This window comes from Sulfitobacter sp. 1A12056, from assembly GCF_043558125.1.
GTDB lineage: Bacteria > Pseudomonadota > Alphaproteobacteria > Rhodobacterales > Rhodobacteraceae > Sulfitobacter > Sulfitobacter faviae.
The window spans coordinates 155,146-179,077 of the sequence record NZ_JBIFFY010000002.1 but is presented as its reverse complement, the minus strand read 5'-3'; the positions used below and the strand labels follow the sequence as shown (position 1 = coordinate 179,077).

24 protein-coding genes are annotated in these 23,932 nt (G+C 64.4%); 11 read left to right on the top strand and 13 right to left on the bottom strand.

All coding sequences use genetic code 11. The features are described 5' to 3' along the window. Position 1: 1 nt before the first annotated feature. Entirely contained in the window at positions 2-1,342 is a 1,341-nt protein-coding gene (locus ACGYLD_RS05230) for a S41 family peptidase (RefSeq protein ID WP_067268037.1), read from the top strand. A gap of 82 nt (positions 1,343-1,424) precedes the next feature. On the opposite strand, the gene ACGYLD_RS05225 is transcribed toward ACGYLD_RS05230, so the two are convergent. The 4 genes from ACGYLD_RS05225 to ilvD all read right to left on the bottom strand — a co-directional run bounded on the left by ACGYLD_RS05225 (position 1,425) and on the right by ilvD (position 5,047). Next, positions 1,425-1,799, bottom strand: coding sequence for a hypothetical protein (locus tag ACGYLD_RS05225; RefSeq protein WP_271692535.1), 375 nt, complete (start codon positions 1,797-1,799; stop codon positions 1,425-1,427). A gap of 9 nt (positions 1,800-1,808) precedes the next feature. Continuing rightward, positions 1,809-2,582 (bottom strand): DUF6478 family protein, encoded by a 774-nt coding sequence (locus ACGYLD_RS05220; protein ID WP_271692534.1) that lies wholly within the window; start codon positions 2,580-2,582, stop codon positions 1,809-1,811. Positions 2,583-2,700: 118 nt separating this feature from the next. Continuing rightward, positions 2,701-3,300 (bottom strand): hypothetical protein, encoded by a 600-nt coding sequence (locus tag ACGYLD_RS05215; protein WP_394401511.1) that lies wholly within the window; start codon positions 3,298-3,300, stop codon positions 2,701-2,703. Continuing rightward, entirely contained in the window at positions 3,281-5,047 is a 1,767-nt protein-coding gene (gene ilvD / locus ACGYLD_RS05210) for a dihydroxy-acid dehydratase (RefSeq protein WP_271692532.1), read from the bottom strand. Before ilvD ends, ACGYLD_RS05215 begins: the two co-directional genes overlap by 20 nt. A gap of 210 nt (positions 5,048-5,257) precedes the next feature. Here ilvD and ACGYLD_RS05205 point away from each other — a divergent pair, with 210 nt between their 5' ends. The 4 genes from ACGYLD_RS05205 (at position 5,258) to ACGYLD_RS05190 (ending at position 8,723) form a co-directional block, all read left to right on the top strand. After that, positions 5,258-6,157, top strand: a complete 900-nt coding sequence (locus ACGYLD_RS05205) for a CPBP family intramembrane glutamic endopeptidase (protein WP_271692531.1) — start codon at positions 5,258-5,260, stop codon at positions 6,155-6,157. Between the two features lie 56 nt (positions 6,158-6,213). After that, positions 6,214-7,173, top strand: coding sequence for an acetyl-CoA carboxylase, carboxyltransferase subunit beta (gene accD / locus ACGYLD_RS05200; protein ID WP_271692530.1), 960 nt, complete (start codon positions 6,214-6,216; stop codon positions 7,171-7,173). Then, complete coding sequence (locus ACGYLD_RS05195; protein ID WP_271692529.1) at positions 7,170-8,441, top strand: folylpolyglutamate synthase/dihydrofolate synthase family protein; 1,272 nt, start codon at positions 7,170-7,172, stop codon at positions 8,439-8,441. Before accD ends, ACGYLD_RS05195 begins: the two co-directional genes overlap by 4 nt. A gap of 96 nt (positions 8,442-8,537) precedes the next feature. Continuing rightward, a complete protein-coding gene (locus ACGYLD_RS05190) occupies positions 8,538-8,723 on the top strand; it encodes a hypothetical protein (RefSeq protein ID WP_168612943.1) in 186 nt (61 codons plus the stop codon). Between the two features lie 18 nt (positions 8,724-8,741). Here ACGYLD_RS05190 and zapE read toward each other — a convergent pair whose 3' ends face one another. The 4 genes from zapE to ACGYLD_RS05170 all read right to left on the bottom strand — a co-directional run bounded on the left by zapE (position 8,742) and on the right by ACGYLD_RS05170 (position 14,126). Continuing rightward, positions 8,742-9,800, bottom strand: a complete 1,059-nt coding sequence (zapE, locus tag ACGYLD_RS05185) for a cell division protein ZapE (RefSeq protein WP_271692528.1) — start codon at positions 9,798-9,800, stop codon at positions 8,742-8,744. Between the two features lie 230 nt (positions 9,801-10,030). Next, positions 10,031-10,936, bottom strand: a complete 906-nt coding sequence (locus ACGYLD_RS05180; protein WP_394401504.1) for a LysR family transcriptional regulator — start codon at positions 10,934-10,936, stop codon at positions 10,031-10,033. A 144-nt stretch (positions 10,937-11,080) separates the two neighbouring features. Further along, positions 11,081-12,022 carry a zinc transporter ZntB gene (locus tag ACGYLD_RS05175; RefSeq protein WP_271692527.1) on the bottom strand — a complete coding sequence of 314 codons (942 nt, stop codon included), beginning with the start codon at positions 12,020-12,022 and terminating at the stop codon, positions 11,081-11,083. Between the two features lie 76 nt (positions 12,023-12,098). Further along, entirely contained in the window at positions 12,099-14,126 is a 2,028-nt protein-coding gene (locus tag ACGYLD_RS05170; RefSeq protein WP_394401501.1) for an FAD-dependent oxidoreductase, read from the bottom strand. Positions 14,127-14,307: 181 nt separating this feature from the next. Here ACGYLD_RS05170 and ACGYLD_RS05165 point away from each other — a divergent pair, with 181 nt between their 5' ends. Together ACGYLD_RS05165 and ACGYLD_RS05160 are read left to right on the top strand one after the other, a co-directional pair. Then, positions 14,308-14,790, top strand: coding sequence for an RNA pyrophosphohydrolase (locus ACGYLD_RS05165; protein ID WP_271692525.1), 483 nt, complete (start codon positions 14,308-14,310; stop codon positions 14,788-14,790). Beyond that, positions 14,787-15,269 carry a hypothetical protein gene (locus tag ACGYLD_RS05160; protein WP_271692524.1) on the top strand — a complete coding sequence of 161 codons (483 nt, stop codon included), beginning with the start codon at positions 14,787-14,789 and terminating at the stop codon, positions 15,267-15,269. Before ACGYLD_RS05165 ends, ACGYLD_RS05160 begins: the two co-directional genes overlap by 4 nt. 13 nt (positions 15,270-15,282) lie before the next feature. On the opposite strand, the gene ACGYLD_RS05155 is transcribed toward ACGYLD_RS05160, so the two are convergent. Genes ACGYLD_RS05155 through nth form a run of 3 tightly spaced genes read right to left on the bottom strand, consistent with a single transcriptional unit; the run spans position 15,283 to position 17,509 of the window. Continuing rightward, complete coding sequence (locus ACGYLD_RS05155) at positions 15,283-15,876, bottom strand: GNAT family N-acetyltransferase (RefSeq protein ID WP_271692523.1); 594 nt, start codon at positions 15,874-15,876, stop codon at positions 15,283-15,285. Positions 15,877-15,878: 2 nt separating this feature from the next. Further along, complete coding sequence (locus ACGYLD_RS05150; protein WP_271692522.1) at positions 15,879-16,868, bottom strand: adenosine kinase; 990 nt, start codon at positions 16,866-16,868, stop codon at positions 15,879-15,881. After that, a complete protein-coding gene (gene nth, locus ACGYLD_RS05145; RefSeq protein WP_271692521.1) occupies positions 16,865-17,509 on the bottom strand; it encodes an endonuclease III in 645 nt (214 codons plus the stop codon). Before nth ends, ACGYLD_RS05150 begins: the two co-directional genes overlap by 4 nt. Before the next feature lie 111 nt (positions 17,510-17,620). Between nth and ACGYLD_RS05140 the strand changes: the two genes are divergently transcribed. Both ACGYLD_RS05140 and ACGYLD_RS05135 read left to right on the top strand, forming a co-directional pair. Further along, positions 17,621-18,523 carry a bifunctional helix-turn-helix domain-containing protein/methylated-DNA--[protein]-cysteine S-methyltransferase gene (locus tag ACGYLD_RS05140; RefSeq protein ID WP_271692520.1) on the top strand — a complete coding sequence of 301 codons (903 nt, stop codon included), beginning with the start codon at positions 17,621-17,623 and terminating at the stop codon, positions 18,521-18,523. A gap of 98 nt (positions 18,524-18,621) precedes the next feature. Further along, positions 18,622-19,278 carry an OmpA family protein gene (locus ACGYLD_RS05135; protein WP_067265672.1) on the top strand — a complete coding sequence of 219 codons (657 nt, stop codon included), beginning with the start codon at positions 18,622-18,624 and terminating at the stop codon, positions 19,276-19,278. A 56-nt stretch (positions 19,279-19,334) separates the two neighbouring features. Here the strand turns inward: ACGYLD_RS05135 and ACGYLD_RS05130 are convergent, their stop codons facing one another. Further along, complete coding sequence (locus tag ACGYLD_RS05130) at positions 19,335-20,372, bottom strand: FAD-binding oxidoreductase (protein ID WP_271692519.1); 1,038 nt, start codon at positions 20,370-20,372, stop codon at positions 19,335-19,337. Positions 20,373-20,429: 57 nt separating this feature from the next. Here ACGYLD_RS05130 and mnmD point away from each other — a divergent pair, with 57 nt between their 5' ends. Further along, positions 20,430-21,104 carry a tRNA (5-methylaminomethyl-2-thiouridine)(34)-methyltransferase MnmD gene (gene mnmD / locus ACGYLD_RS05125; RefSeq protein ID WP_271692518.1) on the top strand — a complete coding sequence of 225 codons (675 nt, stop codon included), beginning with the start codon at positions 20,430-20,432 and terminating at the stop codon, positions 21,102-21,104. After that, entirely contained in the window at positions 21,101-21,979 is an 879-nt protein-coding gene (locus ACGYLD_RS05120; RefSeq protein ID WP_271692517.1) for a DMT family transporter, read from the top strand. The genes mnmD and ACGYLD_RS05120 overlap by 4 nt, the downstream gene beginning before the upstream one ends. Here the strand turns inward: ACGYLD_RS05120 and ACGYLD_RS05115 are convergent. Next, on the bottom strand, positions 21,944-23,908 hold the full coding sequence (locus ACGYLD_RS05115) for a transglycosylase SLT domain-containing protein (protein ID WP_394401494.1): 1,965 nt from the start codon (positions 23,906-23,908) through the stop codon (positions 21,944-21,946). The genes ACGYLD_RS05120 and ACGYLD_RS05115 overlap by 36 nt on opposite strands. Between the last annotated feature and the right edge of the window lie 24 nt (positions 23,909-23,932).

The window sequence follows — 23,932 nt, the reverse complement described above, 5'->3', positions numbered from 1 at the left end:
GATGAAGAAATTCGTGATGGCAGCCGTTGCAGGCACGGTGGCGGGGGTGGTCGCCACCACTCAGATCGCCGGGCCGCTGCTGGCGCAAGAGGCCGAGAAGACGACCAATGTTTACGAACAGCTTGATCTTTTCGGTGATATTTTCGAACGCATCCGCGCCCAATATGTCGAAGATGTCGATCCCGGCGACCTGATTGAGGCGGCCATCAACGGCATGCTCACCTCGCTTGATCCGCATTCGTCCTACCTGTCGCCGAAAGACGCCGAGAAGATGCGCGAACAGACGCGCGGTGAGTTTGGCGGCCTTGGCATCGAGGTCACCCAAGAAGAGGGTTTTGTCAAAGTCGTCTCGCCCATCGACGGCACGCCTGCTGCTGAGGCCGGCATCGAAGCGGGGGATTTCATCACCCATGTCGATGGCGAAAGCCTACTGGGTCTCGGCCTCGACGATGCGGTCGAGATGATGCGCGGGCCGGTGGGGTCCGAGATCCTGATCACCGTGGTGCGGGAAGGGGAGCCTGAGCCCTTTGACGTCTCCATCGTGCGCGACACGATCCAATTGACCGCCGTGCGGGCCCGTACCGTGGGCGATACCGCCGTGCTGCGCCTGACCACCTTTAATGAGCAGACCTATCCGAAGATGAAGGAAGGGTTGGAGCAGCAGATCGAAGAGGCGGGCGGCATTGAGAATCTCAACGGCATCGTCATCGACATGCGCAACAACCCCGGTGGCCTGCTTAATCAGGCAATTGCCGTGTCGGATGCCTTTCTTGAGGAAGGCGAGATCGTCAGCACCCGGGGCCGGGATATCGAAGATGGTGACCGGGTGAACGCCACGCCGGGTGATCTGGCGATGGGCAAGCCGATCGTCGTGCTGATCAACGGCGGTTCGGCCTCGGCTTCCGAGATTGTCGCGGGCGCTTTGCAAGACCACCGCCGCGCCATCGTCATCGGCACCAAGAGCTTTGGCAAAGGCTCTGTCCAGACCGTGATGCCGCTGCGCGGGGACGGGGCCATGCGCCTGACCACGGCGCGCTATTACACGCCCTCGGGCCGGTCGATCCAAGCGCTTGGCGTATCGCCCGATATCGTCGTGGCCCAACCTCCGGTCACGCCAGAGACCGAGGAAGATGACGACGCATTGTCGGCACGCCCCCTCCGCTCCGAAGCCGATCTGCGGGGCCGGTTGAACAACGACAGCCTGACCGACGATCAGATCAAACAGATCGAAGACGACCGCGAAAAGGCCCGCAAAGCGGCGGAGCTGCGCGAAGAGGATTACCAGCTGGCCTATGCCATCGACATCCTCAAAGGTCTGTCGGCTCTGGGTCCGAACGAGTGATCTCTTTCACATAGATGCACAAAGCCCCGCTGGAGACAGCGGGGCTTTTTATTGGGCGCAGCCCTGCGGGACGGCGTTTCGCTTATTCCGTCTCGCGGCAATGCCGCCGAAAGGCGCGTTTCAGCATGTCGAGTTCGGCGCGCAGCAGGTCCATCTCGGCCCGTATGTCATCGCCGAGCGCTTCATCCGCGATCAGGGTCACATGACCCAAGAGCGCCCCGCTGGCCATTTCGGTGATGACGAGGGTCTGGACCCCATCGGCAATCGCCTCTGCCGGGACCGGGAAGGAAAGATGCCAGCGCCCCTCGGACCCTTCGGCCTTTAACGTGATATCCGTCACCTCCTTGCCCTCATGGGTCACGCTGATCTGTGGCGTGTCTGCACCCTCTTTGGCGGTCAGCACGCCGTGCCAGGCGCCTTGGCGCAGCACGGTTTTTGTGAGGTCATATCGGCTCATCACGGGGTCCTAGATCTGGGCGCGGGGGGAGCGGGAAAAAGTGAGGTCGCGCAGCACGACTTGGTTCATCTCCGGCCCTTCAAAGATCAGGTCGATCCATGCCGCCTCGATCCGTTTTTCGTTGAGCTTGCTATAGGCCAGATCGAATTCGACGCTGATGTGTTCCTGACCGACAGGCAGTTCGCGGACGATCTGTTCGGTGTTCGGCCCGTGGCGGATGTTGAGCCGGGCAAAGATCTCCAGCGGGTGCTCCAATTCCACAATCGTGTCCATGCGGAACAGGTGGCGGCGTTTCAATCCGGTGATCGCCTCGGTCGGCAGATCGACCACCAGCGACAGGAATGACCCGTCGAATTTGAACACGTCGAGTTGCAGGCCAAAGGGGGCCAGATCGGCCTCGCGCAGGTTGCGCAATTGGCGCAGGGTCAGTTCCGACTGCGCGCAATCGTGGAACAGGGTCACCTCTTCGCCCAGTTTTGATTTGGTCGCGACCGAGGACAGCCCCGGCGTGGCAAGCGGGCCGCGCCACAACTCCGGCCGCCATGCCCAATCGGCGTTATGTGGTTTCGGGAAGCCGCTGGCCCCGATGGCGGGCAGGGCAAGGCGGTCTTCGGCGCGGTGGATCAGCCGGTTCAGTTCGGCACGCAGCAGCCGGGCGCGGCTGCGTTGGCGGCGCAGGGTGGCAGGGTCAGCCGTGGCCGCTTTGCGGGCCGCAACCGCCCAGCGTTGCAGCGCGCGGGCAAAGAGCTTGCCCTCAAGATAACCGCTGCGGAAGTTGACCATGGCCCTGCGCCTCTCGTTTGCTCGCAGTCTATGCAAGGCGGGGATTTCGTTCAAATGAATAGCCCCCGTGATTGTTTCCGTCCCCGGGCAGTGTTGCCGATTTGGAAACAAAGGTCGGTCAACTGCCGGGGGCGGTGGGTGTTGCGCTTTTGCTGCGGCTTTGCTGGATCAGCTCTGCCACCAGCGCGCGGCCCTCTTCGGAAATGGCGCGGCTGTGCGGCGCGCCGTAGAGGGTGACGCTGGCGACATGGCCGCCGATCCACGCCGTGCCGCGCCAATGGCGGGGGGACATGCCCTCGGCGGGCACCGGCCCTTGGGCCACAAAGATTGATGCCCCTTCGATGCTACCGGCCTCTTGCAACTGGCTTAGCCCTGCCGCCTCGGCAACCTGTTGCGGCGTGGGCAGGGGCGCGTCGGCCTCGGCTTCGATCAGCGCGAGGGTGAGAATGCCGCGCGGCGCGGCGCTGACCACATCAGGCAGGCCAAGCGCATCGCAACGCGCCATCAGCGCAAAGCGACGTTTGAGGCTTTTGGGGTCGATGCAATAGCCTTGCGGCGGCACAACCTGCACCGCGCCCCCGGCCAAAGCGGTTTGCAGCAGCGGTTTCTCAGGCGTGGCGGGGCTGCCGCCAAAGGAAAAACCCTGACCGCCTTCGCAGGCGGACAGGGTGAGCATTGCAAGCGCCGCGAGGGGGCTTTTAGAGGTCCATGTAATCATGGGTCTCCGCCTTGGCACCGGGATGTGTCACCGCGCCAAGGTAGGTGGGGCCGACGAGTTTCGCGTATTTCCACAGCGCACCACTTTCGTAGTTGGTGGCACGCGGGCCAGCCCAAGCCTTGCGGCGCTCGGCCAGCTCCTCGTCCGACAGATCCACGGTGATGCTGCCCTTGACCGCGTCGAGGGTGATCATGTCGCCGTTCTTCAGCAGCGCGATCGGGCCGCCATGCGCCGCTTCGGGGCCGACGTGGCCAACGCAGAAACCGCGGGTCGCGCCGGAGAAGCGCCCGTCGGTGATCAGCGCCACCTTCTTGCCCATGCCCTGACCCGAGAGCGCCGCCGTTGTCGCCAGCATCTCGCGCATGCCGGGGCCGCCCGCGGGGCCTTCGTTGCGGATGACGAAAACATCGCCTTCGGAATAGGCGCGGTTTTGCACCGCTTCAAAGGCATCCTGCTCGCATTCGAACACCAGCGCGGGGCCGGTGAAGACGATGTCGTCTTCGGACATGCCCGCGATTTTCACGATGGCGCCTTCGGGGGCAAGGTTGCCTTTCAGACCCACAACGCCGCCGGTCTTGCTGATCGGATTGGCGACCGAGTGGATCACCTTGCCGTCTGCTTCGCGCTCGATACGGTCGAGTTCCTCGCCGATAGAGCGGCCCGTTGCGGTCAGACAGTCGGTGTGCAGCAGACCCGCTTTGCGCAGTTCTTTCATCACAACCGGAACGCCGCCGGCGTCATAGAGGTCTTTCGCCACATAGGCACCGCCCGGTTTCATGTCGACGAAATACGGCGTGTCGCGGAAGATTTCGCAAACGTCTTCGAGGAAGAAGTCGATCCCGGCCTCATGGGCCATCGCCGGAAGGTGCAGGCCCGCGTTGGTGGAGCCACCGGTGCAGGCGACGATACGCGCGGCGTTCTCGAAGGCTTCGCGGGTGCAGATGTCGCGGGCGCGGATGTTCTTCTCGATCAGGTTCATCACCGCAGCACCTGAGGCTTCGGCATAGGCGTCGCGGCTCTCGTAAGGGGCGGGCATGCCGGAGGAGTTCGGCAGCGCGAGGCCGATGGCTTCGGAGACGCAGGCCATGGTGTTGGCGGTGAACTGGCCACCGCAGGCCCCGGCAGAGGGGCAGGCGACGCGTTCCAGCACATCGAGGGCGGCTTGCGACATGGAGCCGTTCTGGAAGCGGCCCACGGCCTCGAACATGTCCTGCACCGTGAGATCGCGGGTGGCGAAATCTTCGGGAACGTCGGCGCCCGCAGGCGCCTTGCCCGGCAGGATCGAGCCGCCGTAGAGGAAGACCGACGGCACGTTCAGCCGCAGCATCGCCATCATCATCCCCGGCAGCGACTTGTCGCAGCCCGCCAGCCCGACGATGGCGTCATAGCAATGGCCGCGCATGGTCAGTTCCACCGTGTCGGCAATCGCCTCACGCGAAGCCAGCGAGGAGCGCATGCCCTCATGCCCCATGGCGATGCCGTCGGTGACGGTGATGGTGGTGAACTCGCGCGGGGTGCCCTGTTCGGAGTGCACGCCAACCTTCACCGCCTGCGCCTGACGGTTCAGCGCGATGTTACAGGGGGCGGCTTCGTTCCAGCAGGTGGCGACGCCTACCAGCGGCTGGTGAATTTCTTCCTCGGTCATGCCCATGGCATAGTAGTAGGACCGGTGCGGCGCGCGGGCGGGGCCTTCGGTCACATGGCGGCTGGGCAGCCGAGATTTGTCGAAGCGGGGCGTGGTGGACATCGGTGGGCTCCTTGAAACGTCGTGAATGGAATAGTCGGGCGGCGGCTATGCTGCAAGGCTTTGGCGCGTATGAGGCGGGGGAACTGTTGTATTGCAGCGTGTTAGGGCATAGGTTCTGACCTTCTGGCGCGGTCGGTTCGGCCCGCCCGCAAGCGTGAAGGCCCGGCATATGCTCTGCAAGCACCACCCCCGATTTGAACGGCGCCGCTGATGAACTGGCGGCCCGATTATAGCGCCCATGCGGCCTTTGTCGCACCCGCGCGCCCGTCATCGGCGCTGTGGCGGTTTTTCTTGGGACTGTTCGTGGCCGTGGTGGCCTATGTCGCGCTGAACGAGCTTTACTTTCAAACGGTCTATGGGCTGGCGGGATCGGCGGCCCCCTCGCTGCACGGCAACCTGCTCAAAGGGGCCACGCCGCAGGCGATGTATCTGCTACTGTTCAGCTTTGGCACCATGGCGATGGCCGTCGCCGTGACCGTGCGGATCGTGCACCGGCGCAGCGCGGGGAGCCTTTTTGGCCTGCCGGGGCGGCTCTGGCCCAGTTTTCGCGCGGTTTCCGGGGCGATGTTGCTGCTGGGCGTTGCGCTTGCGGTATTGCCGCCGTGGAGCATGGGCGGTGAGTTGACGCCGAACCTGCCCCTAAGCCGTTGGTTGCTGCTTTTGCCGCTGTCGCTGCTGGCCGTGCTGGTGCAGGTCAGCGCCGAAGAGATCGTCTTTCGCGGCTATGTGCAACAGCAACTCGCGGCGCGGTTCAACGCGCCGCTGATCTGGATGGTGCTGCCGTCGGCGCTGTTCGCGGCGGGCCATTACCTGCCTGCCGAGGCGGGGAAGAATGCGCTGATGGTGGCGCTTTGGGCGGGGGTTTTCGGCATCCTGATGGCGGACCTTACCGCGCGCTCCGGCTCGCTTGGGCCCGCGATCGCGGTGCATCTGTGGAACAATGTCTCAGCCATTCTCATTGTCTCTCTGCCGGATGATCTTTCGGGGCTGGCGCTTTATCTGACGCCCTTTTCAATGGATGACGCGGCGGCGTTGCGTTCATGGCTGCCGGTTGATTTCGCCTTGATGCTGGTCTCATGGCTGGCGGCGCGGCTGGCGATACGCCGCTGATTGCAATTTCCCCATGCGGGGATTATCTGGGACGGAACCACAGCAGAGGCCTGCCAATGAACTGGATCACGAACTACGTCCGCCCGCGAATCAACTCGATCTTCTCGCGCCGCGAGACGCCGGACAATCTGTGGACCAAGTGTAACGAATGCGGCACCATGCTGTTTCACCGTGAGTTGGCGGACAATCTGAACGTCTGCACCAATTGCGGCCACCACATGCACATCAGCCCCCGCGCGCGTTTCAAGGCGCTGTTCGACGGTGGCATCTTTACCGAGGTGAAGGTTCCGGCGCCCACACCCGACCCGCTGCATTTCAAAGACCAGAAGCGCTATCCCGACCGGATGAAGGCCGCGCAAAAGCAGACCGGTGAGCATGAGGCGATGCTGGTCGTGACCGGCGATATTGGTCGCACGCCGATCGTCGCCTGCGCGCAGGACTTCTCTTTCATGGGCGGCTCCATGGGCATGTATGTCGGCAATGCGATCATTGCCGCCGCCGAGGAAGCCGTGAAGCTGAAGCGCCCGCTGGTGCTGTTCTCCGCCGCCGGTGGCGCGCGCATGCAGGAGGGTATCCTCAGCCTGATGCAGATGCCGCGCACCACCGTCGCCGTGCAGATGCTGAAAGAGGCGGGGCTTCCTTACATTGTCGTGCTGACCCATCCCACCACCGGGGGCGTCACCGCGTCCTATGCAATGCTGGGCGATGTGCAGATCGCCGAGCCGAACGCGCTGATCTGTTTTGCCGGACCGCGCGTGATCGAACAGACCATCCGTGAGAAACTGCCCGAAGGGTTCCAGCGGGCGGAATATCTGCTCGACCACGGGATGCTTGACCGGGTGACCAAACGGACCGAGATGCGCGATGAGTTGATCACCATCACCCGCATGCTAATGGGCCTGCCCCCTGTCGTGCGCGGCGACCTGCCCGCCCCCGAAGAGCTTGAGGTGGCCGAGGCCGCCGCCGCCGTTCAGGCCGCAGCGGATTTGCCCGCCGACACGCCAGAGAAGAAATGAGCACGCCTTCATCCGACGTCATCCTTGAACGGATGATGGCGCTGCACCCCAAGATCATCGACCTGACGCTCGACCGGATGTGGCGGCTGCTCGATGCTTTGGGCAATCCGCAGAACGACTTGCCGCCGGTGATCCATATTGCGGGCACCAATGGCAAAGGCTCGACCCAAGCGATGATCCGCGCGGGGTTGGAGGCGGCGGGAAAGACGGTGCACGCCTATACCTCGCCGCATCTCGCGCGGTTTCACGAGCGTATCCGGGTCGCGGGAGAATTGATCTCGGAGCCTGACCTCGCCGCCGTGCTGGACGAATGCCATGCCGCCAATGGCGGCGAAGAGATCACCTATTTCGAGATCACGACCTGCGCCGCGATCCTCGCCTTTTCGCGGGTGCCTGCCGATTATACCCTGCTCGAAGTCGGCCTTGGCGGGCGGCTCGACGCGACGAATGTGGCCGATCCCGCCCTGACCGTGATCACCCCGGTGTCGGTCGATCATCAGCAGTATCTGGGCGAAACACTGGCCGAGATCGCGGGCGAAAAGGCGGGTATCATCAAGCGGCTTGTCCCTTGCGTGGTCGGCAAGCAGGAAGAGCCCGCGCTTGAGGTGATCGAAGACCGCGCCGCGAAACTCGGGGCACCCTTCTTGGCCTATGGTCAGCAGTGGCATGTCGCGCCCGAAGCCGGGCGCATGGTCTATCAGGATGAGCGCGGCCTGCTTGATCTGCCGCGTCCCAATCTGCCCGGCGACCACCAGATCATGAACGCCGGGTCCGCGCTGGCCGCGCTGCGCCAACTTGGCGTCGATGCGGAGGCCTGTGAGGCTGCCGTGACGCAGGCGCAGTGGCCCGCGCGAATGCAGCGGCTGTCAGACGGGCCGCTTGCCCGTATGGCGCCCGAGGGCGAGTTGTGGCTCGACGGCGGCCATAACCCCGCGGCGGGGGCGGCATTGGCGGCCACGTTGGCGGTCCTCCCGAAACGCCCGACGCATCTGATTTGCGGCATGTTGAATACCAAGGATATCGCCGGATATCTGCGCCCGCTGGCGGCAGAGGCTGCAAGCCTCACCGCCGTGTCGATCCCCGGCGAGGCGGCGACCCTGCCTGCCGAGGCGACGGCGAAAGTGGCGCGCGATGTAGGGTTCGAGACCGCAGAGGCCGAGACCGTCACCGCGGCGCTCAAGGCGATCATCGCCCGCGAACCCCATGCGCGTGTGCTGATCTGCGGCTCGCTCTACCTTGCCGGTAGCGTGTTGCGTGAAAACGTCTGATTAACCATATTTGGGTGTACCGCTGCTGCGAGGTGCAGATGTGGTGTATCTTGGTCCGCGGAAGTCTCCCCTTTCGAATTTAACCGAGGTGTCCCCATGCGCAATTTCAGCCGGTCCGCGCGTCACGATCAGGACGATGCACGGAAATTTCAATTTATCTTCATGGCCGTAGGTCTCGCAATTATCGCGGGCGGCCTGTGGTGGCTTTATGAGGTCGAACGACCTTACCACCCTTTCCTGCAGGGCAATGACCTGCATATGCAGCCGATTAGTGATTCCTGATCGGTTGGCCGGGGGCGGTCAGCGCCCCCAGTCTTCCCCCTGCATCTCCCGCAGGCGGGAGGCTGTACGCTCAAATTCAAAGGTGCCTTCACCTTCGAGGTAGAGCATTTCCGGCGCGGCGGCGGCGGAACAGATCAGCCGCACCTTCGCCTCGTAAAGCGCGTCGATCAGGGTGACGAAACGCTTCGCCTCGTTAAAATTCGACCGGCCAAGGGTGGGGATGTTGTCCAGCAGCAGTACCCGCACAGCCTGCGCCAGCGCGAGGTAATCCGCCGCGCCCAAGGGCTGCCCGCAGAGCGCGTGAAAACCGGCGCGGGCCATGCCGTTGTGATATTGCGGAATGGTCACTTCGCGGCCTTTGACGTGTAGGGTGAGCGGTTCGCCCTCGGTGCCCGCCAGATCGTCCCAGACCGCGTCCATCGCGGCGCGGCTTTCGGCGTTGACGGGGGTGAAATAGACCTGCGTCCCTGCCAGCCGGTCTTGGCGGTAGTCGGTCGGGCTGGCCAATTCATGCACCACCATCCGCTCTTTGATGAGGTCAATGAAGGGCACGAAAACCTCGCGGTTGATGCCGTTTTTGTAGAGGTCATCGGGCAGGCGGTTCGAGGTGGTGACCACCACGACACCCGCGGCAAAAAGCGCTTCGAACAGGCGGCCCACGATCATCGCGTCGGTGATGTCGGTGATCTGCATCTCGTCGAAAGCGAGCAGGCGGACGCTTTCCGCCACGTCGCGGGCCACGGGCGCGATGGCGTCATCCACGCTGGTCTTGCGGACCTCGTGCATGGCGTTGTGGATTTCCTGCATGAAGGCGTGGAAATGCACGCGGCGCGCAGGCACGTCGGGCAGATGCGCCACGAACATGTCCATCAGCATGGATTTGCCGCGCCCGACGCCGCCCCATAGGTACAGGCCCTTGGGCGGCTCTGGGGCTTTGCGGAAAAAGCTTTTCTTCGGCGGGTTGGCCAGTGCATCGCGGATGCGGTCGAACTCGGCCATGACGGTTTCTTGGGCCGGGTCGGCCTGTAGTTTGCCCTCGGCGACAAGCCGGGCGTAGGTTTCGCGCATGTTGCTCATGGCGGGAGAGATAGCGTGCTGGTGAGGGAGAGGAAAGCATTTCGCGAGGAGGGCCGTCGCCTGCCCGCGGGTCGGCGATCAGGCGGTATGGCGTTGCCACTTTATGGCTCAACCATTGTGTGCGTTCGCAAGGTCGTACCCAGCCTCGCTAAATCGCCTACCCGTCCGGGCGGGCAGGCGATGGCCCGGCGCCTACGGCTTGATTCCGGGCCAGGTGGCAGTCGCGACTGTTACCAGTCCGCCGGCCCCTTCTCGGCAAACTCATGCACCAGAAAGTCGATGAACGCCCGCACTTTGGGCTGGGTGAACCGGCCCGGCGGATAGACGGCATAGATGCCCTGCGTCTCCAGCGGCAGATCGGGGATCGCGTCCTCGACCAGTCCTTTCTCCATCGCCTCGGCGTAGAGGAAGCTTGGCAGATAGGCGATGCCCAGCCCCGAGATCGCGGCGTTCAAAAGGCTCTGCCCGTCATTGACCGAAAGCCAGCCCGCCGTGCGCACCTGCCGTTTCTCGCCCGAGGGCGCGGTCAGTTTCCACACGTTGCCCGAGGACTGGTTCGAGTAATGCAGCAGCTTGTGATTGTTCAGGTCGTCGATCTTTTCCGGCCGTCCGTATTGCTCGAAATACTTCGGGCTGGCGATCATGCGTTTGGTCGTCTCGGTCAATTTGCGCGCGCGCAGGGTGCTGTCTTCCAGCTCCCCGATCCGCACGGCCATGTCGAAGCCTTCCGAGATCAACTCAACGTAGCGGTTGTTCAGCACCATGTTCACGGTGATATCGGGAAAATCCTGCAAGAACTCCGACAGCGCGGGGGAGAGGTGGTTCACCCCAAAGTCCGTCGCCACCGAAATCCGCAGCAACCCCGAGGGCGCGGATTGCATCGAGGTCACCAGCGCGTCGGCTTCGCCCGCGTCGTTCAGCACGCGGCGGGCGCGGTCGTAATAAGCAAGGCCGATCTCTGTGGGCGATACGCGACGGGTGGTGCGGTTCAGCAGTCGCGCCCCCAAACGGGCCTCGAGTGAGGAGACATGCTTTGAGACGGCGGATTTCGAGATCCCCATCTTCTTGGCAGCATCTGTAAAGCCGCCTTGATTCACCACAGTGGCAAACGCTTCCATTTCCGTAAGGCGGTCCATTGCCTGTCCCTTCGCATTGATCTTGTTGCGGTCAGGTATGGGCGTCAATTCGGGCAGGATCGGGGCGGAGGCAAGACAGTCCCGTGGTCTTTGCGGGGATCGTTCATGGCATGGAAACGGCAGAACAATCCGTTTCCCCGCCCGTCACAGCCAGCGCAGCCATTTCAACACGGCCAGCATGATGGCAGCGAGGCCGACCATGGCAAGGCAAAGGATCGCGAAGGCGCGCGGATCGTCCACGCCCGGCATCCCGCCCACGTTGACGCCGAAAAGTCCCGTCAGAAACCCTAGCGGCAAAAAGACCGCGGCGGCGATGGAGAGCATGTAGCTGTGCCGCGCCTGTCGCTGCGCGACCTGGTTGTCGTGTTCGTCCTGCACCGTGACGATGCGTTCCTGTAGCGCGTCCAATTCCTCGACCACGATGGCGGTCCGGTTGGCCAGTTCGCGCAGCTTCATCGCGTCCACGTCCGGCACCAGCGGCAGGTCCAGTGTCGCCAACCGCTCCAGCGCATGGCGCTGCGGGGCGAGGTAGCGTTCCAGCCGGATCGCGCTGCGGCGGGTCACCGGCAGTTCCTTCGGCGGCGGGGTGCTGAGGTCTTCGAGGTCGGCCTCGTAGAAGGCGGTGCGCTCGGCCAGCCGGGCGACCTCGGCTTGTACCCGCGCCGTGAGCCGCATCACCAGCGCCTCGACAAAGGCCGAAGGCCGGGGTGGCGCATTATTCTCGGCGGCCAGCGCGCGCAGCTCATCTATGGCAAAGACCCGGCGCATCCGCACGGTGATCACCACCGCATCCGTCACCCACATCCGGACCGAAACCATTTGGTCGGCCTGTTGACCTTCGTTGAGGTTGATGCCGCGCAGGTTCAGGATCAGCCCGTCGTCATATTCGTCACAGCGCGGGCGGGTTTCGGGCTGTAGCAATGCGCCCGCCGGGATCTCGGGCAGGTGTTCGGCCAGCCACGGTGCCAGCGCCGGATCAGCCATGTCGTAGTGCCACCAGCGGTAGCGCCCCGGCCCGGTGAGGTTGTTGTCAGAGGGCACCTGCGCGGTGCCGTCCTCATAGATGTCGAAGACGCAGAGGGGCATGGAGACCTTGGATCGTTTTGGCAATCCTGCGGCGATCTAGGGCGGGGCGCAAGGGGGCCAAGCGCCCGCCCCTCGCTTACAGCCCGGCGGCCAGCCGTGTGCCTTGGTTGATGGCGCGTTTCGCGTCCAGTTCCGCCGCCACATCCGCGCCGCCGATCACGTGGCAGGTCTGCCCCCGCGCCTCCAGTGCATCGGCGAGGCTGCGCTCGGACAATTGCCCGGCGCAGACCACGATGGTGTCGGCCTCGATCAGCGTGGGGTTCTCGCGCGCTTCGCCAAAGGAGATATGCAGGCCCGCGTCGTCGATCTGCTCGTAGTTCACGCCCGCGATCATCTTCACGTCGCGCATGGTGAGCGAGGCACGGTGGATCCAACCCGTGGTCTTGCCCAGACCCTTGCCGGGCTTGCTGGTCTTGCGTTGCAGCATGGTGATCTGGCGCGCGGGCGCCGGGGGCTGCGGGCCTTCGGGGGCGAGGCCGCTGCGATGCGCGCCCGGGTCCGTGACGCCCCATTCGCGCATCCACTCGGGCAGGTTCATCGTGCTGCTCTCGCCATCGTGGACCAGATGTTCCGACACGTCGAAGCCGATCCCGCCTGCGCCGATCACGGCGACCCGTTGGCCGACCTTCGCAGTGCCGTTCAGCACGTCGATGTAGCTGACCACGTTGTCGCGGTTCTGGCCGGGAATCTCCGGGTCGCGCGGCACGACGCCGGTGGCAATGATGACCTCGTCGAAGTCTGAGAGCGCCTCGCTCGTGGCTTCGGTCTCAAGCTGTACGGTCACGCCGTGCACGTCCAGCATGGTGCGGTACCAGTCGACGAGGCCCCAGAACTCCTCCTTGCCGGCTACCTGTTTGGCGAGGTTGAGTTGCCCGCCGATCTCGCTTGCGCGGTCCATGAGCGTCACCTTGTGGCCGCGCTCCGCCGCCGTGATGGCCGCCGAGAGACCGGCGGGCCCCGCGCCGACAACGGCAATTGTTTTCGGGCTTGCGGCGGGTTCGATCCGCAATTCCGTCTCGTAGCAGGCGCGCGGGTTCACGAGGCAGGTGGAGATCTTGCCGCCGAAGGTATGGTCGAGGCAGGCTTGGTTGCAGGCGATGCAGGGGGCGATGCGCTCGGCCTGACCGGCCTTCGCCTTGGCGAGGAAATCGGCATCGGCCAGCATCGGCCGCGCGAGGCTGACCATGTCGGCGCAGCCCTCCGCCAGCACTTCTTCGGCCACTTGCGGCGTGTTGATCCGGTTCGAAGTGATCAGCGGGATGCCCACCTTGCCCATCAACTTTTTCGTGACCCATGCAAAGGCCGCGCGTGGCACCGAGGTGGCGATTGTGGGGATGCGCGCCTCGTGCCAGCCGATGCCGGTGTTGATGATGTTGGCGCCCGCCTTCTCGACCTCTTGCGCCAATTGCACGACCTCTTCGAAGGTCGAGCCGTTGGGCACGAGGTCGATCATCGACAGGCGGTAGATCAGGATGAAATCCTCGCCCACCATTTCGCGCACGCGGCGGACGACTTCCAGCGGCAGGCGCATGCGGTTTTCGTAAGACCCGCCCCAGCGGTCCTCGCGCTTGTTGGTATGGGTGACGAGGAACTGGTTCAGGAAATAGCCCTCGGAGCCCATGATCTCGACCCCGTCATAGCCCGCCTCGCGGGCGCGCAGGGCGCAGGCGGCGATGTCGGAGATTTGTTTTTCGATGCCTTCCTCGTCCAACGCCTTGGGCGCGAACATCGAGATCGGGGATTTCACCGCGCTCGGGGCCACGCATTCAGGTGTGAAGGCATAGCGGCCCGCGTGCAGGATCTGCATGGCGATCTTGCCGCCCGCCTCATGCACCCGCTGGGTGATGATGCTGTGGTTGTCGACGTCCTTCTGGCTGACCATCATCGCCGCGCCATGGGCCACCGCGCCTTCGCGGTTCGGCCCGATGCCGCCCGTGACCATCAGCCCCACATCGCCCCGCGCCCGTGCCGCATAGAACTCCGCCACGCGGTTCCAATCGCCCGTCTCCTCCAACCCGGTGTGCATCGAGCCCATCAGCAGCCGGTTCTTCAGCGTAGTGAAACCAAGGTCGAGCGGGGCAAGCAGGTGGGGATAGTCGGACATGGCTTTACCTTTCTGGGAGGGCTGGGTCACTGTGACACCATCGGAAACGGCAGGGCAAGTCACGCGAAACGCCGCGTCAAGGATGCGGCTGCCGAAACGTTATAGCCGCGATGTGACCGCTTTGAGCCGCGCCTTGGTCGTGCTAACTCCCTCATGAACGCCATTCAGGAGACCTGCCCCCATGACCCCCGAAGAGATTGCCAAACTGCCCTACCGACCTTGCGTCGGCGTGATGCTGGTGAATGCCGAGGGCGAGGTTTTTGTTGGCCAGCGGCGCGACCGGGATCAGGACGCTTGGCAAATGCCCCAAGGCGGGGTCGACAAGGGCGAGGCCGCGCGCGATGCGGCCCTGCGTGAGTTGGAGGAAGAGACCGGCATCTCCAGCGATCTGGTGCGGATCGAAGCCGAGACGACAAGCTGGCTGCCCTATGATCTGCCCCATGAACTGGTGCCCAACATCTGGAAGGGCCGCTACCGGGGGCAGGAACAGAAGTGGTTTCTCATGCGTTTTATGGGGCAGGACGATCAGGTCAATATCCAGACGGCTGAGCCTGAATTCTCGGAATGGCGCTGGATGCCCGCAGATCAACTGGTCGCGAATATCGTGCCGTTCAAACGTGCGGTCTATGCGGCGGTTCTTGAAGAGTTTGAGGAGAAGCTATGACACGGATCATCGCCTGCGCCCTCGCCACTTTGGCCCCGCTGCCCGCGCTTGCGCTCAGTTGCCTGCCCCATTCGGTCGAGGCGACCTATCAACGCGCGGCCAAGGCCGAGGAAAGTTACGTCGTGGTGCAGGGGCGTCTGACCTTGGATGCCAGCGCCCTGCCGAAGGGTGGCACCATCGGGATCAACCCACCCGAAGAGACGCCGATCCGGGCGCAGATCAGCGGCACGGCGCTATCCGAAGGGGGCTTTGACGTGCCCTTTGACCAGCCCTTGACGCTCAACGTTCAGTGTTTCGGCCCTTGGTGCGGCTCCGCCGAAGAGGGGGATGTTCTGGCCTTCCTCGAACGCAAACCGGATGGGGCCTATGCGCTGGAAAGCAACCCCTGCGGGGGCGACCTCTTCGGCTCTCCGAAGCCTGCCATGGTCGATAAAGTAATCGCCTGTTTCCAAGGGGCGGAGTGCACGCCGGTTCGATGATCCGGCGGCGGTCCTATGCCTCGATAAGCGGCACTTGCGGTGCCGCATCGCGCGGCAGCAGCCCTGTGAGACGCGGATCGTCGTCGATCTCGACCTGACGGCGCACCGGGATGAAGCCTGACCGCACATAAAAGCCAAGCGCCTGTGGGCTGTCGTTGGTGCAGGTATGCAGATGCAGCCGGGTGATTGGCTTTTCCCATGCCAGCGTGATCGCTTGGTTCATCAGATACCGCCCCGAACCGCTGCCGATCAGCGCAGAGGTCAGCCCGAAATAGGCCAGCTCGCAGCTGCCATCTTCGGGGAAGTTCAACTCAAGCAGCGCCTCGTCCTTGCCATCGCGGGTCAGCGTATAAAAGTCCCGCGCCGGGTCTTGCAGCAGCGCAGAGAGGGCCGCGCCCTCCAGTTTGAGCCGCCCGTACCAGAGCCAATCCATCCCGACACGCCGGAAAATGTCCCGAAACCAGTCGGGCGTCGGTGTGACCTTCCGAAAGGTGACACCCTCGGGCAGGGGCACCTCCCGCAGGCTGGGTTTGGCGTCCATCTCAAGATGGGTCACCACCACGGCGAGTTTGCCGGGCGGGACATCGTGAAAACCGTTCTCGATCATGGTCAGACCAGCCCTTCGGCCTTGAACAGGGCCATGATGTCAGTCTGGGGGCGGGGGCCGATGTGGCGGATCACTTCGCCCGCGCAGATGTTGCCCATGCGGCCACAGGTCTCAAGATCGCGGCCCGTGGCAAGACCATAGAGGAAGCCCGCCGCGAATTGATCGCCCGCGCCCGTGGCATCCACCGGCACGACCTTTTCGACCGGCACGTCGACCCGTTCCTCGCCCCGGACCAGCGTGACCCCGTCGCCTGAACGGGTGCAGACCACCAGCGGGCAAATCTCGGCGGTTTTGGCCAGGGCGGCTTCGGTGTCGTCGGTTTCCCAAAGGGCGCGAATCTCGGCCTCATTACCGATGACATAGCCCAGATCGTTTTCGATCAGCGCGAGGAAGTCGTCGCGGTGGCGCTCCACGCAGAAGGGGTCGGAGATGGCGATGCCCGCCATGCCGCCGCCCGCCGTCGCGGCCCGCGCGGCCTCGCGAAAGGCGGTTTTGCCCGCCTCGTGGTCGAAGAGGTAGCCTTCGAGGAACATCAGCTTGGCCTTCTCCGTCACCGCCTGCGGCACATCGGCCGAGGTCAGCCCGGTTGAGATGCCGAGGTAGGTGTTCAGCGACCGCTCCCCATCGGGGGTGACGAAGATCATGCAACGCGAGGTCGGGTTCTCGCCCTCGGCCACGGGGGCGTTGACGAAGTCGATGCCGATATCGGTCATCGCCTTGGCATAAAACTGGCCCAACTCATCATCGCGCACCCGCCCGATAAAGGCGGTCTTGAGGCCCAGCGCGCCCGCGCCCGCAACGGTATTGGCGACCGAGCCGCCCGGCGTCTGCACGCGGTCTTGCATCGCGGCGTAGAGGTCTTCGGCGCGGTCACGCTCGATCAACTGCATGATGCCTTTCTCGATACCGTTGTCGGCAAGGAAAGCGTCATCGGCATGGGAGATCACGTCGACGACGGCGTTGCCGATGCCAATCACTTCGTATTGGGTCATTCTGTCTTGTCCTCGTATTGGCACAGGTCACGGATGATACAGGTGCGGCACAGGGGTTTGCGGGCTTTACAGTGATAGCGGCCATGCAGGATAAGCCAGTGATGGGCATGGCGCTGGAAATCGGCGGGAATGTTGTCCTCAACGGCGCGCTCGACCGCGTCGACCGTCTTGCCCGGTGCGATCCCGGTGCGGTTGCCAACGCGGAAGATATGCGTGTCCACCGCCTGCGCGGGCTGGCCCCACCACATATTGAGCACGACATTCGCAGTCTTGCGCCCCACCCCCGGCAGCGATTGCAGCGCAGCGCGGGAGTTCGGCACCTCGCCGTCGTAATCGTCGACGAGGATTTGGCTGAGCTTGATGACGTTCTTGGCCTTCTGACGGTAGAGGCCGATGGTCTTGATATGTTCAATTAGCCCCTCAAGCCCGAGATCGAGCATTTTTTGCGGCGTGTCGGCAATCTTGAACAACTCGCGCGTGGCTCTGTTGACGCCCGCATCGGTCGATTGCGCGCTCAGCGCCACGGCCACGACGAGCGTATAGACATTCACATGCTCCAACTCGCCCTCGGGCTCAGGCTCTGCCTGTTGGAAGCGGGCGAAGATCTCGCGGATGGTATGATAATCAAGTTGGCGGGCCATGGCTCAGGGTATGCGATGAATGGCGCGGCAGGGCAAGCGGGGGCGGGGCTTGGGCTGCGATGGCGCAAGAAACGGGTCGCACGGGGGCAGGGGCGCGGCTAATCTGGTGGCATGACACAGATCGCACAGCTCTCTCCCGCGCCCGAAGATCAGGGGTACCACTATCAGGTGATGCGCCGGGCCATCGCCCTGATTGACGAGGCCGAGGACCCCAAGCAACTCGATTGGATCGCGGGCGAGATGGGCATGTCCGCCGCGCATTTCCAGCGGCTGTTCTCACGCTGGGTGGGGGTCTCGCCGAAGCGATACCAGCAGTATCTGATGCTGGATCAGGCCAAGGTCATGCTGCGCGACCGTTTCACCACGCTGGCGGCGGCGCATGAATTGGGGCTGTCGGGCAGCGGGCGGTTGCATGACCTTTTCCTGCGCTGGGAGGCGATGAGCCCCGGTGAGTTTGCCCGCAAGGGCGCGGGGCTGACGATCTACTGGGGTTGGTTTGACAGCCCCTTCGGCCCGACACTGGTGATGGGCACCGACAAGGGCATCTGCGGGCTCGCGCTGTCGTCGGAAGTGGGGGAGGATGCGGCGATGGCGGATCTTTGTAGCCGCTGGCCGCTCGCCGATTTCAAGGAGGCCCCCGCGCGGTTGCAGGCATGGGTCGACGCCGCCTTTGGGCGGCGGAAGGACCCCGAGGCGAAAGCGCCGCTCTACCTCATCGGTGCGCCCTTTCAAATCAAGGTCTGGGAGGCGCTGCTGAGCATCCCTTCAGGGCAGGTGACCACCTATTCCGAAATCGCGCAGAGCATCGGCAGCCCCCGCGCCGTGCGCGCAGTGGGCACAGCAGTAGGGCGCAATCCGGTGAGTTGGCTGATCCCCTGTCACCGGGCGCTGCGCAAAAGCGGGGGCTTGGGCGGCTACCACTGGGGGCTGCCGGTGAAACGCGCAATGCTCGCCTTCGAGGCGGCACGGGCAGAGGCGCAAATGGCCCCTTCTGGGCGGGTTTCTGCCGAATAGCGGTTATATGTAATGTTTTTGGGAACTTTGCGTGCCTATATTGCGTTCACGTCAAGATGCCCCGCCCGAACGGGGCCGCAAACATGAAGGCAGTAGACATGATTTCTTCGAAGATGACTTTGGCCGCCGCTCTGGCCGGCGCGATGACACTGGGTGCCTGTACGCAGCCGATGCAGCCGGGCAATGGCGATCCCAACCAGCGGACCAAGAATGGCGCTTTGATCGGTGCGGGCGTCGGGGCCCTTGCTGGTGCGATTTCCGAAGGTGACGGCAAAGGCGCGCTGAAAGGCGCTTTGATCGGCGGCACGATCGGCGCGGGCGTCGGCTATTCGCTTGATAAGCAAGAGGCCGAGCTGCGCGCCGCAATGGACAGCCGTGTGGTGATCACCAACACCGGCGACCGTCTGATCGTGACACTGCCGCAAGACATCCTCTTTGCGACCGACAGCACCAGCGTATCGCCCGCCCTGCGTGACGATCTGGCCGCGCTGGCGCAGAATGTGAACATCTATCAGAACTCCACCCTGCAAGTCGTGGGCCACACCGACAGCGATGGCGAAGCGGCCTATAACCAGCAGCTTTCCGAGCGTCGCGCGCAGGCCGTGGGCAACATCCTTCTGTCCAACGGCGTGCCGCAGCAGCGTTTGCAGACATTCGGCCGTGGCGAAAGCCAGCCGGTTGCCAGCAACCTGAGCGCCGCTGGCAAGGCGCAGAACCGCCGGGTCGAGATCGTGATCCTGCCCAACGCGCGCTAAGCCGCAGGTTGAAAGTGACAGAAAACCCCGGCCAGTGGCCGGGGTTTTTTGTTGGTCTAGAGGTTGTCCTCGACCCTGAAACCCTTGGGGATGGCATCGCGCCCTTCAAGCAGAAGATCGGCCATGACCTCTGCCACTTTGGGGGCCATGCCGAAGCCGATTTTGAAGCCGCCGTTGGCGATGTAATGCCCCGGTCTGCCCGGCCACGGCCCCAGCATCGGCGCGCGGCTGCGGCTGCGCGGGCGCAGCCCGGCCCAGCGTTCGACGACCGGCGCGTCTTGCAATGCGGGGACCGCCGCGCGGGCCTTGGCGATCACCGCATCGAGCTGTGCATCGGTGCCGTCAGGGCTGTCATATTCTCGCTCAGTGGTGCCGCCCACAGCCACCGTGCCATCCAGATGCGGGATCACATGGACCCCATCGGCAAAAAGCTGTGCCGCGCCGCTTCGGTTCAGTTTTAAGAGCGCGGCTTGCCCTTTGATGCCTGCGCCGACCAAACGCGGATGGCCCGCATTCAGCGCCTCCAGCCCCGCGACCCCAGTGGCCCAGAGGGTCAGGCCCGTATCGGGCGCCTCGGCCACGATCTCAACGCCTTTGGCCGCCAGCGCCGCCACGAGGGCGGCACAGGCGTGGCGCGGGTGGACGAGGGCGCTTAGCGTGTCGCGGATCAGCCAGCCCGTGGGGCTCTGCGGGGCCCAATCGCGGCTCTCGGCGCGGATCAACTCCCACCGGGCGCGGCCTTGCCAAAGCGCGGCTGCCGTGTCCTGCCGCTGCCGCGCCAGCGCGAGGGCCGCGTCATCTGTCACCGGCTGCAAGCGCCCGCTGCGGATATAGCCGGGCGCGCGACCGCCCGCAGCCTCGACCTCGGCCCAGAAGGCTTCGGCGCTGAGCAGGCTCTCAAGCTGAAAGGCTTTCTTGGCGTTCCAATTCTCTGGCACATGCGGCGCCAGCGCGCCCACGATCCCGCCCGACGCCCCCGCCGCCGGTCCTGACGGATCGACCACGCGCACCACCGCCCCGCGCCGGACGCAGGCCCAAGCCACCGACAGGCCAAAAATCCCGGCCCCTCTTACGGTTACATCCACCATTGCCATTCCCCGCCAGCTTGCGCAGTGTCTGCGCGACTTCTTCCCCCTCTAGCAGGACGTGCCGTGCCAGACCAGAATGCCCAGATCACTTGGCGCGCGGGCCAAGTGCCCGTCTCGACCCAGTTCGATGACCCCTACTTCAGCTTGGAGGATGGCGCGGCAGAGACGGCCTATGTCTTTCTGGCGGGCAATGACCTGCCCGAGAGGTTCCGCCCCGGCTTTCACATCGCCGAGCTTGGCTTTGGCACCGGGTTGAACCTGTTGCTGGCATGGGATGCTTGGATGCGGGCGGGCCATGACGGGCCGCTGCATTTCACCAGTTTCGAAGCCTACCCGATGCACCCCGAGGATATGGCGCAGGCCCATGCGGCCTTTCCCGCGCTCGACGGGCGGCGCGATGCGCTGACAGCGGCGTGGGATGGCGCGGGTGGCGTGTTGGAACTGCCCGGCTTCCGGGCCGAAATCATCATTGGGGACGCGCGCGAAACCCTGCCCGCATGGCAGGGGCAGGCCGATGCTTGGTTTCTCGATGGGTTTTCACCGGCCAAGAACCCCGAGCTTTGGGGCGATGATCTGATGGCCGAGGTGGCCCGCCATACCGCACCGGGCGGCAGTGCGGCGACCTATACCGCCGCGGGCTTCGTGCGCCGGGCGCTCGCCGCGGGCGGTTTTGAGGTTGCCCGCATCCCCGGCTATGGCCGCAAACGCCACATGACCTGCGCACGGATGCCCGCATGAGCCAGTCCAACAATATCCCGCTCGGCATCATGCTGATGATCGCCACGACGATGGTCTTCGCCGTCCAAGACGGGCTGTCGCGCCATTTGGCCGAGAACTACAACGTGCTAATGGTGGTGATGATCCGCTATTGGTTTTTCGCGGCCTTCGTGATCGCGCTGGCATTGCGCAAGGCGGGCGGCATCCGCCGCGCCGCCGCCACGACACAGCCCGCGGTGCAAATCCTGCGGGGGGTGCTGCTCTCGGCGCAGATTTGCACGATGGTGCTGGGCTTCACTATTCTGGGGTTGGTGGAGAGCCATGCGGTCTTTACCTGCTACCCGCTTTTGGTGGCGGCGCTCTCCGGTCCGATCTTGGGTGAGAAAGTCGGCTGGCGGCGGTGGGCCGCGATTGGTGTGGGCTTTGTCGGGGTGTTGGTCATCTTGCAACCCGGGCTTCGGGTGGTGGACCCTGCCGCCGCGATCCCGCTGGCGGGGGCGGCGATGTTCGCGGTCTATGGCCTGCTGACTCGCTATGTCGCGCGGCGCGACAATACGGCGACGAGCTTCTTCTGGACCGGCGTCACCGGCGCGGTTGTCATGACGGCGGTCGGCGTCTGGTTCTGGGAGCCGATGACGCCGGGCAACTGGCTGTTGATGGGCACGCTCTGCATCACCGGGGTTACGGGCCACTGGCTGTTGATCCGTTGCTACGAAGTGGCCGAGGCCAGCGCGGTGCAGCCCTTCGCCTATACCCAGTTGATCTTTACCGTGATCATCGGCCTGTCAGTCTTTAACGAGGTGCTGCGCCCCAGCGTGGTGCTGGGCGCGGGCATGATCGTGGCGGCGGGGCTGTTCACCCTATGGCGCGAACGCCTTCAAAGTCGATCCGGTTAACTCTTTGCTGAAGGGGATCGGCAGCGGGTCTTTGCCCAGTCGGGCGCGGTAGACCGGCAGGCTTTCGGTCACCCGCATGACGTAGTTCTGCGTCTCGCGGAAGGGAATCATCTCGATCCAATCGACGATGTCGATCTCACCCTTGCGCGGGTCGCCATAGGTCGCCATCCAGCGCCGCGGGCGGCTAGGGCCTGCGTTATAGGCCGCCGACATCATGGAGACATTGCCGTCAAAAAGTCCCGCCATCTGTGACAGATAGGTCGCGCCAAGCCGCGCGTTGTAATCGGGGTCGGCGGTCAGGCGGTCCGTCGTGTGCTGGCCTGAGATGCCCAGATCGCGCGCCACGTCCCGCGCCGTGGCGGGCATGATCTGCATCAAACCCCGCGCGCCGACGCCGCTCTGCACATTGGGATCAAATTCGCTTTCACGCCGCGCGATGGCGAGGGTCATCTCGGTCGCCATCGGCAGGTCTTTCTCCACCAGTCTGTGCAGCGCGTAATAGGGGGCGGGCACCTCCAGCCCCCGCTGCGCGGCGCGTTTGCCGATCATCACCGCGATATGGGGCTGGCCCACGTCGATGGCGGCTTGCCCCAGCAGGGCGATGTCTTCGGGGACGAGTTGTTCGGCCAAATGGGTCCAGAACCGCTCGGCGGTGGACAGCTCGCCCGAGGCTTGCAGCAGCAATCCGGCCTCGAACAGGGGCGCACGGGCCAGCGGAGAGCTGCGCCAGTCTTGTTCAGGTGCCGCGCCTGCGAGCTTTTCATCAAAGGGGAGGCCGCCCCGTTCGGCGGCCAGCAGCCCGTAGAAGGAGGTTTGGTATTCCGCCCCCATGGCATAGGCTTTCGCCGCGCCTTCGGCATCGCCCATCGCCTCTAACGCGCGGCCCTGCCAATAGCCCGCGCGGCCTTGGCTAATGGGAGATTCCACGGCGTTGTCGTGGTTCTGGAAATGGCCCAGAGCGGTGGTGGGATCGTCCAAGAACCGCAGCGCGATATAGCCCGAGAGCCATTCGAGATCGGCATAGTTCGAGCCATCGGTCAGAAAATGCTGCGACGCCAGTCGGTAGGCCCTTTGCGCATCGCCATTGCGCATTTCATCCCGTGCCAAGGCGCGACGGCGGTTGGCCCATTTGGGGGGCTGGCCCAGGGCCTCAGCCGAGGTCGAGCGCGCCAGCATCAAATCCTTGGCATCCTCGCGCAGCCCCTTGCGAATACGCCATTCAAAGCGGTCATGCGCCAGCCCCGGCGCATCGGACTTGGAGGCGGGGAGCGCGTCGATCTTGGCGTTCACGTCGCTTTCCAGCTTTTGCAGGGCGATGCGGGTTTCCGCCAGCGCCCTGTCGGCGCTTGCGACCAGATCGAACATCTGCCGCGCTTCGGAATGTTCGCGCTGCCAGAGCATCTCTTCCAGCCGGGCCGCGTGATGCGGGGCCAGAAGGCTCCCGTGGGCGTCGGTGAAAAGGGCCTGACTGCTGGCGTTCATCGGCATGGTGCGCCACGCCAGAACCAGGTTCGCCTCGGCCTCACCGCGCTGGCCAATGTTGATCAGCGCCTCGGCATGGGCCAGCACGCCGCGTGGGGTCTGCGGGGCCATGGCCGAGAAGAAATCCAGTATCTCGCTCTCACCCTGTTTGATGACCGCCGCTTCGCTCTGCCTGCGCAGATACGCCTCACCGGGCCAGTCGGGTCTGCGGTTCAGGAAATCGCGGGTGTCGGCATAGGTGCCGCGCCCGGCGCGCAGCCGGTGCCATTCGATCACATCGGCGGCGACCTGCCCGTCACGGGCGGCCAGCGCCGCAGCCGCGTCCCAATTGCCGCTGCGCATCGCATCCATTGCCCAGCCCAAAGGCCGCGGGCGCTGCGCTTCCGCCGGCACGGTCAGGACAAAAACACTCATGAGGATCGCCATCAGGCGCGTCATCGCTTGCATTTCCCACGTCTCCGAGGCTAGAGC

Coding starts and splice junctions, on each gene's coding strand:
- zapE (WP_271692528.1), bottom strand. CDS start 9,800: ATGAGCAACATGCGCGAAACCTACGCCCGGCTTGTCGCCGAGGGCAAA.
- ACGYLD_RS05220 (WP_271692534.1), bottom strand. CDS start 2,582: ATGGTCAACTTCCGCAGCGGTTATCTTGAGGGCAAGCTCTTTGCCCGC.
- ACGYLD_RS05135 (WP_067265672.1), top strand. CDS start 18,622: ATGATTTCTTCGAAGATGACTTTGGCCGCCGCTCTGGCCGGCGCGATG.
- ACGYLD_RS05155 (WP_271692523.1), bottom strand. CDS start 15,876: ATGATCGAGAACGGTTTTCACGATGTCCCGCCCGGCAAACTCGCCGTG.
- ACGYLD_RS05115 (WP_394401494.1), bottom strand. CDS start 23,908: ATGCAAGCGATGACGCGCCTGATGGCGATCCTCATGAGTGTTTTTGTC.
- ACGYLD_RS05165 (WP_271692525.1), top strand. CDS start 14,308: ATGACCCCCGAAGAGATTGCCAAACTGCCCTACCGACCTTGCGTCGGC.
- ACGYLD_RS05205 (WP_271692531.1), top strand. CDS start 5,258: ATGAACTGGCGGCCCGATTATAGCGCCCATGCGGCCTTTGTCGCACCC.
- ACGYLD_RS05120 (WP_271692517.1), top strand. CDS start 21,101: ATGAGCCAGTCCAACAATATCCCGCTCGGCATCATGCTGATGATCGCC.
- ACGYLD_RS05140 (WP_271692520.1), top strand. CDS start 17,621: ATGACACAGATCGCACAGCTCTCTCCCGCGCCCGAAGATCAGGGGTAC.
- ACGYLD_RS05130 (WP_271692519.1), bottom strand. CDS start 20,372: ATGGCAATGGTGGATGTAACCGTAAGAGGGGCCGGGATTTTTGGCCTG.
- ACGYLD_RS05230 (WP_067268037.1), top strand. CDS start 2: ATGAAGAAATTCGTGATGGCAGCCGTTGCAGGCACGGTGGCGGGGGTG.
- ACGYLD_RS05180 (WP_394401504.1), bottom strand. CDS start 10,936: ATGGACCGCCTTACGGAAATGGAAGCGTTTGCCACTGTGGTGAATCAA.
- ACGYLD_RS05175 (WP_271692527.1), bottom strand. CDS start 12,022: ATGCCCCTCTGCGTCTTCGACATCTATGAGGACGGCACCGCGCAGGTG.
- accD (WP_271692530.1), top strand. CDS start 6,214: ATGAACTGGATCACGAACTACGTCCGCCCGCGAATCAACTCGATCTTC.
- ACGYLD_RS05225 (WP_271692535.1), bottom strand. CDS start 1,799: ATGAGCCGATATGACCTCACAAAAACCGTGCTGCGCCAAGGCGCCTGG.
- ilvD (WP_271692532.1), bottom strand. CDS start 5,047: ATGTCCACCACGCCCCGCTTCGACAAATCTCGGCTGCCCAGCCGCCAT.
- ACGYLD_RS05150 (WP_271692522.1), bottom strand. CDS start 16,868: ATGACCCAATACGAAGTGATTGGCATCGGCAACGCCGTCGTCGACGTG.
- ACGYLD_RS05170 (WP_394401501.1), bottom strand. CDS start 14,126: ATGTCCGACTATCCCCACCTGCTTGCCCCGCTCGACCTTGGTTTCACT.
- ACGYLD_RS05195 (WP_271692529.1), top strand. CDS start 7,170: ATGAGCACGCCTTCATCCGACGTCATCCTTGAACGGATGATGGCGCTG.
- nth (WP_271692521.1), bottom strand. CDS start 17,509: ATGGCCCGCCAACTTGATTATCATACCATCCGCGAGATCTTCGCCCGC.
- ACGYLD_RS05215 (WP_394401511.1), bottom strand. CDS start 3,300: ATGATTACATGGACCTCTAAAAGCCCCCTCGCGGCGCTTGCAATGCTC.
- ACGYLD_RS05160 (WP_271692524.1), top strand. CDS start 14,787: ATGACACGGATCATCGCCTGCGCCCTCGCCACTTTGGCCCCGCTGCCC.
- ACGYLD_RS05190 (WP_168612943.1), top strand. CDS start 8,538: ATGCGCAATTTCAGCCGGTCCGCGCGTCACGATCAGGACGATGCACGG.